This window comes from Dokdonella sp. (genome assembly GCF_019634845.1).
Taxonomy (GTDB): Bacteria; Pseudomonadota; Gammaproteobacteria; order Xanthomonadales; family Rhodanobacteraceae; genus Dokdonella_A.
The window spans coordinates 244,543-253,729 of sequence record NZ_JAHCAQ010000002.1 but is presented as its reverse complement, the minus strand read 5'-3'; the positions used below and the strand labels follow the sequence as shown (position 1 = coordinate 253,729).

Below are 9,187 nucleotides of genomic sequence, written 5' to 3'. Positions count from 1 at the left end.
CGGGCAGGCCTTGGTCGTGGTACATCGCCAGCACCGCGTCCAGCTGCGCGAGCTGTTGCGGCACGAATGCGGTGTCGGCCGGCAGTGGGCCGTGCAGGTCCAGTCCCTGCGCGCGCAGCTCGTGCAGCACGGGCGCGATCACCTCGATCTCCTCGCGCCCCAGATGCCCGCCTTCACCCGCGTGTGGGTTGAGGCCGAGCACGCCGATGCGCGGTGTGGCCAGCGCGAAGCGCGTGCGCAGGTCGTGGTCGAGGATCTGCAGCGTGCGCCGCAGGGATTGGCGCGTGAGCGCCTGCGGCACCTGCGCCAGCGGCAGGTGGGTGGTGGCGAGCGCGACGCGCAGCGCACCCGCATCGGCGCGCTCGGTCGCCAGCAGCATGACCACCTCGCAGCGCGCGCGTTCGGCGAAGAATTCGGTGTGGCCGGTGAAGGCCACGCCGGCGTCGTTGATGATGCCCTTGTGCACGGGCGCGGTGACGATGGCGGCGAATTCGCCGCTGGCCGCGCCCGCCGCGGCGCGTTCGAGCATGGCCAGCACATGCGGCGCGTTGCGCGCGTCGAGCCGGCCCGGCACCACCGCGGCGGCCAGCGCGATCGGCAGCACGCGCAGGCCATGCGCCGGGCGCGTCGTGATGGCGCGGTGCGGGTCGTAGGGCTCGACCACGAGCGGCAGCGCCAGCGCCTGGGCGGCGCGTTCGAGCAGCTCGGGCGCGCCCAGCGCGACGAGATCGGCCGCGATGTCGGTGGCGGCGAGCCGCACCAGCAGCTCGGCGCCGACGCCGGCCGGTTCACCTGCGGTCAGCGCCAGCGTCGGCAGTACGCCCATGTCATGCCCCGTGCGCGCCGCCTCGCGCGGCGCGATGCTCAGGAGTTGCTGCCGGCCTTGGGCGGCTCGCTGCCGGGCAGGCGGATTTCCACATAGGCTTCGCTGCGCAGCTGGCGCAGGAAGCTCATGTATTCCTCTTCGGCCTTGCGCTGGAAGATCATGTTCTTGGCTTCGCTGCGCTGCATCTGGCCGGCCATGTTGGCCTGGCGCGTGTCGTCGAGCTTGAGCAGGTGCCAGCCCGGCGGCGCTTCGAACGGCTGCGAGACCTCGCCCTTCTTGAGGCCGTCGACGATCTGCTGCACGACCGGACCGAACGCACCGGCCGGCGCCCAGCCCATGTCGCCACCGAGTCGTGCGGTTTCGGTTTCCTCCGACGAATCGATCGCGGCCTTGGCGAAATCCTCACCGCCGACGATCCGGTTGCGGATCGCTTCGATGCGTTGCTTGGCCTGTGCGCTCGACACCAGTTCGCTGGTCTTGACGAGGATGTGTTGCAGCTTGTACTCGGTCACCATCTGCGCGCCGGCGTCGCGCTTGCCGATGAGCTTGACGATGTGGAAGCCGTTGGGGCCGCGCAGCGGATCGGTGATCTCGCCATCCTGCAGCTTGTCGGCGGCGGCGACGAGCGCGGGCGGCAGCTCGTTGGCGTTGCGCCAGCCCAGGTCGCCGCCCTGCAGCGCATCCTCGGCATTGGAATAGCGCAGCGCCGCCGCCGCGAACTCCATGCCGCCGCGGATCTGCCGCACCACGTCCTCGGCCTTGGCGTGCGCCTCGTCGATCTGGCCCGGGGTGGCGCCTTCGGGCACGTTGATGACGATGTGCGCCGCGTGCAGCTGCTCGGTGCGGACGTGGCCGTTCTTGATCAGGCTGTCGATCTCGGCATCGCTGACCTGGGCCCGCGACTGGCCGACCTGCTGGCGCAGGTGCTGCACCAGCAACTGGTCGCGCACGTTGTTGCGGAACTGGCCGTAGTCCATGCCCTGGCTTTCGATCGCGCCGCGCAACTGGCTCACGTCGAGACGGTTCTGCTGCGCGATCTGCACCAGCGTCTGGTCGATCTGCGCATCGCTGACCTTGATGCCCGAATCGACGGCACGCGCGATCTGCAGCTTCTGCAGGATCAGGCGGTCGAGCAGCTGCCTTTCGAGGATGTCACGCGGCGGCAACTGCGCGGGGTTGTTCGCGAACTGGGTGGTGACCTGGGCCACCTGGCGGTCGAGTTCGCTGCGCAGGATCACGTCGTCGTTGACCACGGCGACGATGCCGTCGACGGGTTGGGTGAGTGACTGCGCGAGCGCCGCCGGTGCATGGATCGCCGTGGCCAGGGCGGCAAGGGTGGCCAACAGAAACTGCTTCATCAGGGTCTTCCGCAAGTGTCGGTGCGCGTGGGCGCGCGGCGGGGAGGGTTGCCGTCGGGCAGGCCGCCGCAAACGCAAGTCATTGATAACCTAGGATAGCACGGCGCAGGAACGAGTCCGTCTGCTGTCCGACCGAGCCCAGGCCCTTGAGTTCAATCTCCAGATAGAGCGCGTTGTCGGCCTTGCCCTGCGCATTGCGCACCCAATGCCGCGCCAGCACGCGCCAGGTCACGCAACAGGTGTCGTGCTCGACGCCGAGGAAACTCTCGAGCGTGCGGCCCTTGCGGCCGCGTGGATCGCCCGGCTGGGCCAGCGGGTTGTTGAGCGCGTAGTTCTCGCGTCCGATCAGGCGCCAGCCATCGGCCAGCGGGATCGCCGCCGACAGGTCGATCTGTTCGAGGAAGTCGCGGCGGAAGCGATAGGAGAAATTGGCCACGCCGCCGTCGCCGAAGCGCGTCTGCAGGCCGAGCGTGGACAGGTCGGTGCGATGCGAGTTGGGATTCCACTGCTGCGCCAGCACCAGCCGCCAGCGCTTGGACAGGTGCAGGTCGATCTCGCCGGCCCAGGCCGAGCCGCCGAAATCGGTGGCCGGCACGCCCGGCATCTGGACGCGCTGCGCGTCGAAGTAGCGGATCTGGCCGATGCTGGCGGCGACGCGCTCGGCGCCGCTGGCGTCCTCGAGCACGCGCGTGGTCAGCGCCAGCGTGAGGTTGTTGGCGTCCATCTGGCGGTCGGCGCCGACGTAGCGGTTGCTGCGGAACATCTGCCCGAACGTGAAGGGCACTTCCTGGGTGTCGAAGATCGGCAGCTCGTCCTGGTTGCGGTAGGGCACGCGCAGATAGAAGGCCCGTGGCTCCAGCGTCTGCGTCCAGGCGGCTGCGCCAAACCGCAGCTGGCGCTCGAACACGAGGCCGGCGTCGACGCTGAGGATCGGCACGCCGCGCCGCGGATGGCGCCGCGTCACGAGTGCGTTGCCGCTCGCGGCGAGGTCGTCGAGGCTGTAGCTGGTGTAGCGATAGCCGAGCGACGGGCGGATGAAATAACCGGCCGCTTCGAGCGGCAGGTCCAGATGCGGATACAGGTCCAGGCGCTGGCCGGTGATGCCGTGGTCCTTGTCGAAGGCGACGAACTCGGCATCGAGCAGGCCCTCGAGCATGGGGCCGAAGTTGCGGTCGAGATTCAGGGTCGCGCGCGGCAGGCGCCGGTAGGGTTCGTAGTTGTCGGCCAGCGTCGGGTCGGTCACCTGGTACTGGTCGCCGCCGAACGTGGCCCGCCACCAGCCGCCCTCGCCGCGCAGGTAGGCACTCGCCGGCAGCAGGCTGATCGCGCTGCTGTACAGGCCGCGCCCGAAATCCTCGAAGTAGCGCGCGTCCGAGACCCGGTTGAGGTCGACCACCGCGCTCCAGTTGCTGCCGAGCTGCGTGTAGTCCTGCCACTGGTACCACCAGCGCCGCGACGGCACCGCGGTGCCGTACTCGCGGCGCTCCTCGGCCGCGCCGCGATCATCGGCCAGCAGCTCCGCGTGCAGTTCGCCCTTGCTGTGTTCGGTCAGGTAGCGGAACTCGCCGCCGAGCATGAGGCCGCGCTCGGTCATCAGCCGCGGCGTGAGCGTGGCGTCGTAGTTGGGCGCGAGGTTGAAGTACCACGGCTGGCCGTAGTCGAAGCCGCGCCGGTTGCTGTAGGCGAGCAGGGGGTAGAGCAGGCCCGATTCACGCCGCTCGTCGAGCGGAAAGCGCAGGTACGGGAACCACAGCACCGGCACGTTGCGGATGCGCAGCGTCACGTCGCGCGCGCGCCCGATGCCGGTGGCGCGGTCCAGTTCGAGTTCGCGCGCGGCGAACGCCCATTGCTGCCGGCTCGGGTTGCAGGTCGAGTAGGTCGCGCCCTTGAGCCGCGCCTGGTCGGCGTTCTCCATGATCGCGACCTGCGCCATGCCGTTGCCGCGCGCCTCGATGAGCTGGTAGCGCACTTCGTCGAGCGTGCAGGTTTCCAGTTCGGTGTTGCCGCGCGCGCCGGTGGCCGACAGCAGCAGGCTGCGATCCTGGTAGGTGACCGGGCCGCTGGCCTCGAAATCGGTCGTTTGCGCGTCGTAGCGGATGCGCTGCGCGTGCACGAACAGGTCGAGCTGGCGGATCTGCGCCTTGCCCTCGAGCGTGAAATGGTCCTTGTCGCTGCTCTCGACCTTGAGCGCCTCGATCGATCGCGGCGCCGCGCGCCGGTCGCCCGCGGTCGGCAGGCCGGCGACGTAGAAGTCGAGCAGCTCGTGCTTGCCGCACATGCCCCAGTCGAGCGGTTTCCTCGCGCACTTGAGCTGCCCCGCGGGGCAGTCGCTGGCCGCGCGCGGCGGCGCTGCCAGTGCGGCGAGTGGCAGGGCGAACACGAGCGCCAACGCCAGCGGGCGTTGCACGGGGAACAAAATGGGCAGGGACAGCACGGTGGGCCAGCGCTCGCGGCGAAAGTCGCTAGCTTGCCCAAACCTCCGCCCGGCGGCAAACCGGGCCGCGGCTTGACAACGGCCGACAAGCGCCGCCATGGCCGGTCGGGAGGTGGCCAGCGCGCTTGTCGCGGTGCTCAGTCCAGCAGCGCGGCGACATGCGCGGCGCTCGATTCGCGCAGCGCGTCGAGGTCGTAGCCGCCTTCCAGGCTCGACACCAGGCGTCCGCCGGCGTGCCGCATGGCCAGCGCGACGAGACGTCGCGTGACCCAGGCGTAATCGGCGGCCTCGAGGTTCAGATTGGCGAGCGGATCGAGCCGGTGCGCATCGAAGCCGGCCGAGACGAGCACGAGTTGTGGCGCGAAGGCTTCCAGCGCCGGCAACACGATGGTGTCGAACGCGGTGCGGAACTGGCTCGATCCGGCGTCGGGCGGCAGTGGCGCATTGATGATGTTGCCGAGGCCGGTTTCATCGCTGGCACCGGTACCTGGGTACAGCGGTGACTGGTGGGTGGATGCGTACAGCACGCGAGCCTCGCTCCAGAAGATGTCCTGGGTGCCGTTGCCGTGGTGCACGTCGAAATCGACGACGGCGACGCGCTCGAGGCCATGTGCGGCCAGGGCGTGGGCGGCGCCGACGGCGATGTTGTTGAACAGGCAGAAGCCCATCGCATTGGCGGTGGTGGCGTGATGGCCGGGCGGGCGTACCGCGCAGAACGCGCGTTGCACATCGCCGCCGAGCACCGCGTCGACTGCCGCGCACACCGCGCCGGCCGCGCGCTGGGCGGCCTCGGCCGAGCCGGGCGACATCATCGTGTCGGCATCGAGCATGCGCCAATAGTGCAGCGGACCATGGTCGATGATGCTGTCGATGAGGTGGCGCGCATGCACGCGCGCGAGCTGCGCCCGGCTCGCGCGCGGCGCCTCGCGGCGCAGCAGGGTCGGGAAGGCGTCCGCCGACAGCGCGCCGAGCACGGCTTCGAGCCGCGCCACGCGTTCGGGATGGCCGGGGCCGGGATCGTGGTCGAGGCAGGCCACATGGGTGTACAGCGCGACCGTGGCGCGCGGCGCTGCCGCGATGCCGCCGGCGGCAGTCATGTGGGCCGCTTGCGCCGCTCGTGGTGCCACAGCACCTCGCCGTGGCCGCTGGCGCGCGCCAGCACGCGCGCGACCACGAACAACAGGTCGGACAGCCGGTTGAGGTAGTGCGCCGGCTGCGGACGGATGCTCTCGGTCAGCGCCAGCGTGACCACTTCGCGCTCGGCGCGGCGGCAGATCGTGCGGGCCAGATGGCAGTGCGCAGCCGCCATGCCGCCGCCGGGCAGGATGAATTCCTTGAGCGGCGGCAGGTCGGCATTGAGACCATCGAGCGCATGTTCGAGCCGCTCGACGTCGGCATCATGCACGCTGGCCATGCCCGGTATGCACAGCTCGCCACCGAGATCGAACAGGTCGTGCTGGATCTGCGTGAGCAGTTCGCGCACCTGGGAGTCGAGCTCGCAGGCCAGCACGATGCCGAGCGCGCTGTTGAGCTCGTCGACCGTGCCGTAGGCGACCACGCGCGGCGAATCCTTGCGCACGCGCGAACCGTCGCCCAGGCCGGTCGTGCCGTCGTCACCGGTGCGCGTGTAGATCTTCGACAGGCGGTTGCCCACGGACGCAGGACTTCAGCGTGCCGCCACTCAGTGCTGCACGCGCCGGGTCGCGTCGGCCGCCGGCAGCGCGCCGAGCCACTGCGTGGCCAGCGCATGCACAAGCGCTGCCACGGCCAGATAGGCCAGCGTCGAGCGCACGAAGGTCCAGTACCAGTCGCCGAAGTTGCTGAGCCAGCCGCCCACGCTGCGGGTGGCGGCGCTCGCCGCGAGCCAGCTGTCGCTGAGCCAGTAGTAGCTGCTGTCGGAAATGGCGAAGCACAGGCTGCTGGCGATGAACGCGCTCACCGCGAGCAGACCGAGCGTGCGCGCGTCGAGGCCGCGGTAGTGGCGGCGCAGCCATGCGCCGCCGAGCCACAGCGTGGCGTAGGCCGGCGCGAGGAACCAGTAGGCCGGCGACACGCAGTAGTGGCTCCAGAACGCCAGTCCCTGCGCCGAGATCACGAAGTAGTCGATGAGCACGGCCAGCACGAGCAGGGCCAGCAGCGAGACCCGCGCGAAGCCGCGCGATGCCAGACCGTACAGGCGGCCACCGCCCGAGAAATAGAACCCGGCCAGGAAGAACACGGGCCACGATGCGTCGGGCAGCGGAAACAGGTGGTCGCGCAGCAGCGTCGAGCGCGTGGCGATCATGACGAGGGCGAGCAGCGCGAACAGGGCGCCGCGTGACAGGAGCGGGGAGTTGGAACGTGCGTCGGTCATGGCCGTGGATCCGCGATGAAGACAAGCCAGCAAGAGCGACAGTGTAGCCCAAGCGCCCATCACCGGCGCGGCCGCGGCGTATCAGCGCGCGCAAGCGCTGCCGGTCGTCGCCACGCGGTCACTTGGGTCCACGCGCCTGCTTGCGTCGCATGCGCAGCCAGCGCCGGAGGCCGTAGGACAGTCGCACCTTCTCCTGCCCGACCGGCAAACCGGCGTGGGCGAAGATCCACGACGATTTGCTGAATGCGATCTGCTGTTCCGGATAGACGCTGCGATGACCGATGATGAGATAGGCGGCCACGCAAGCGCCGGCGACATGCAGCGTCGCGTCGGCGCCGAACAGCTCCGCGCCCATGATGATCGCCGCCATCGGCGCGTTCGAGGCCGCCGCCATCACCGCCACGAAGCCGACCGCGGCGCCCAGCGCCGGCGGCAGTCCGAGCCACGGCGCGAACGCGCCGCCGGCCAGCGCGCCGAGCACGAACTGCGGCGTGACGATGCCGCCGTAGAAACCCGAGCCGAGCGTGATCGCGACCAGCAGGGCCTTCCACGCGAAGCCCAGCATCGGCATCGGCTCGCCGAGCAGCGCGCGCTCCATCACGGGCAGGCTCAGGCCCAGGTATTGCGTCGGCACGGCGAGCACGAGCAGGGCCAGCACGAGGCCACCGAGCATCGGCACGAGGGGCGGCCAGCAGCCGGGCTGCGCGCGCACGCGCGCGAACAGCTTGCCGCACTGGCGCAACAACTCGACGAAGATCCAGGCCACTGCGCCGCAGGCGATGCCGATCAGCACGGTCTTGAGGAACAGCCACTCGGTGAGGCGCGCGGAAAAGTCGATGACGTAGGTCGGGTAGGGCACACCGAGCCCGCGCGAGACTTCGAGCGCGGTGACGCCGGCGACGATGCCGGGGAACAGGAAGTCGTGGCGGATGCGGCCGATCGCGAGCATTTCCACGCCGTAGATCGCGCCCGCGATCGGCGTGCCGAACACGCTCGCGAAACCTGCGCTGACGCCACAGGCGAGCAGCCGCTTGCGCATCTCGCGGTTGAGGCGCAGCGAGCGGCCGACGGCCGCGGCCAGGCTTGCGCCGATGTGCGAGCACGGGCCTTCCTTGCCGGCCGAGCCGCCGCAGCCGAGCGTGATGAGCGCGGCCAGCGGCTTGATCCACATCGTGCGGAACGGCAGCTTGCCCTGTTGCTCGTTGACGGCCACGATCGGGTTGTCGCTGAAGCGCGAACGGCGCAGCCGGTAGCCGTAGTGCAGCAGCAGCCCATTGGCGAGGCCGGCCGCCGGCAGCATCAGCAGCAACAGCCACCACGGTGCGCCGTAGGCATGCCCTTCGGTGGCGAACAGCACGCGCAGGAACAGGCTGCAGCCGACGCCGACCAGGGCGCCGGTGAACGTCGCCAGCACGAGCCACTGCAGCACCGTGGCCAGCATCACCAGGGGTTCGGTCAGGCGGAAGCGGGGCATCGGCGTGGCGTCGGTTCGGCGAGCGGTGACCGCCATGGTAATCGCGCCGTCGCCGCCGCCGGCAGCCGCAGCGTCACGGCGTGGCGGTCGTCGCCGGCGCCGGCGCGAACAGCGCGCCGATCGAATGGGCGCCGGGCCGGTAGTACTGCACGGCACTGGCCAGCAGCAGCAGGGCCAGTGCGGTGGCCGCGAATGGCCACGCCGTGTGGCGCATGGCCGTATACAGCCAGTGCTGGGCCTGCATGCGCCGCAGGCGGCGGTAGAGGCCGGCCGACAGCGCGCCGTCGATCGCCAGCTCGGCGAACAGCGTCGGCGCAGCCGCGATCACCCACACGGCAGCCGCGACCACGAGCGCGAGCAGGAGCACCACGATGAGCACGAGCGCACCCTCGTCGATGCCGCCGACATCGCCGAGCCCGCCCGCGCCGCCGTGGTCCGGCGCAAGCGCATCGCCGGCCGTGCCGCTGGGTGCCGGTGGCGTGTCGGCGGCCGACGCCGGCAGGTCGGGAACGTCGACGTCGCCCTCGCGCGCGAACCGGCGCACGAGCAGCAGGAACACGGCCCAGGCGGCTGCCAGCGCGAGCAGGTAGCGCGCCGTCATCTCGCGCATGCCCAGCTGCAGCAGCATGGTCGAGACGACGAGTCCCACCAGACCCGTCACGAGGATCAGGCTCAGCATGCGCAGGCGCGGATGGCCTGCGCGCAGCAGGCGTTGCCGCATGCGGGAGACCAGCTGCGCACG

The 9,187-nt window shown here is 70.4% G+C and carries 8 protein-coding genes; all 8 read right to left on the bottom strand.

Translation table 11 applies throughout. From position 1 onward, the window contains the following. The coding region (gene pdxA / locus KF903_RS02625; RefSeq protein WP_291210637.1) for a 4-hydroxythreonine-4-phosphate dehydrogenase PdxA at positions 1 to 826 on the bottom strand (826 nt) is incomplete at its 3' end. A gap of 38 nt (positions 827 to 864) precedes the next feature. Then, entirely contained in the window at positions 865 to 2,184 is a 1,320-nt protein-coding gene (locus tag KF903_RS02620; RefSeq protein ID WP_291210635.1) for a peptidylprolyl isomerase, read from the bottom strand. Positions 2,185 to 2,263: 79 nt separating this feature from the next. Next, on the bottom strand, positions 2,264 to 4,618 hold the full coding sequence (gene lptD, locus KF903_RS02615) for an LPS assembly protein LptD (RefSeq protein WP_291210633.1): 2,355 nt from the start codon (positions 4,616 to 4,618) through the stop codon (positions 2,264 to 2,266). A 137-nt stretch (positions 4,619 to 4,755) separates the two neighbouring features. Then, positions 4,756 to 5,715, bottom strand: coding sequence for a histone deacetylase family protein (locus KF903_RS02610; protein WP_291210631.1), 960 nt, complete (start codon positions 5,713 to 5,715; stop codon positions 4,756 to 4,758). After that, positions 5,712 to 6,272: a cob(I)yrinic acid a,c-diamide adenosyltransferase gene (locus KF903_RS02605; RefSeq protein WP_291210629.1), complete on the bottom strand. Its 561-nt coding sequence runs from the start codon at positions 6,270 to 6,272 to the stop codon at positions 5,712 to 5,714. Before KF903_RS02605 ends, KF903_RS02610 begins: the two co-directional genes overlap by 4 nt. 27 nt (positions 6,273 to 6,299) lie before the next feature. Beyond that, on the bottom strand, positions 6,300 to 6,971 hold the full coding sequence (locus KF903_RS02600; protein ID WP_291210627.1) for a hypothetical protein: 672 nt from the start codon (positions 6,969 to 6,971) through the stop codon (positions 6,300 to 6,302). A 118-nt stretch (positions 6,972 to 7,089) separates the two neighbouring features. Then, on the bottom strand, positions 7,090 to 8,445 hold the full coding sequence (locus KF903_RS02595) for a chloride channel protein (RefSeq protein WP_291210625.1): 1,356 nt from the start codon (positions 8,443 to 8,445) through the stop codon (positions 7,090 to 7,092). Positions 8,446 to 8,518: 73 nt separating this feature from the next. After that, complete coding sequence (locus tag KF903_RS02590) at positions 8,519 to 9,166, bottom strand: hypothetical protein (RefSeq protein WP_291210623.1); 648 nt, start codon at positions 9,164 to 9,166, stop codon at positions 8,519 to 8,521. Positions 9,167 to 9,187 lie beyond the last annotated feature (21 nt).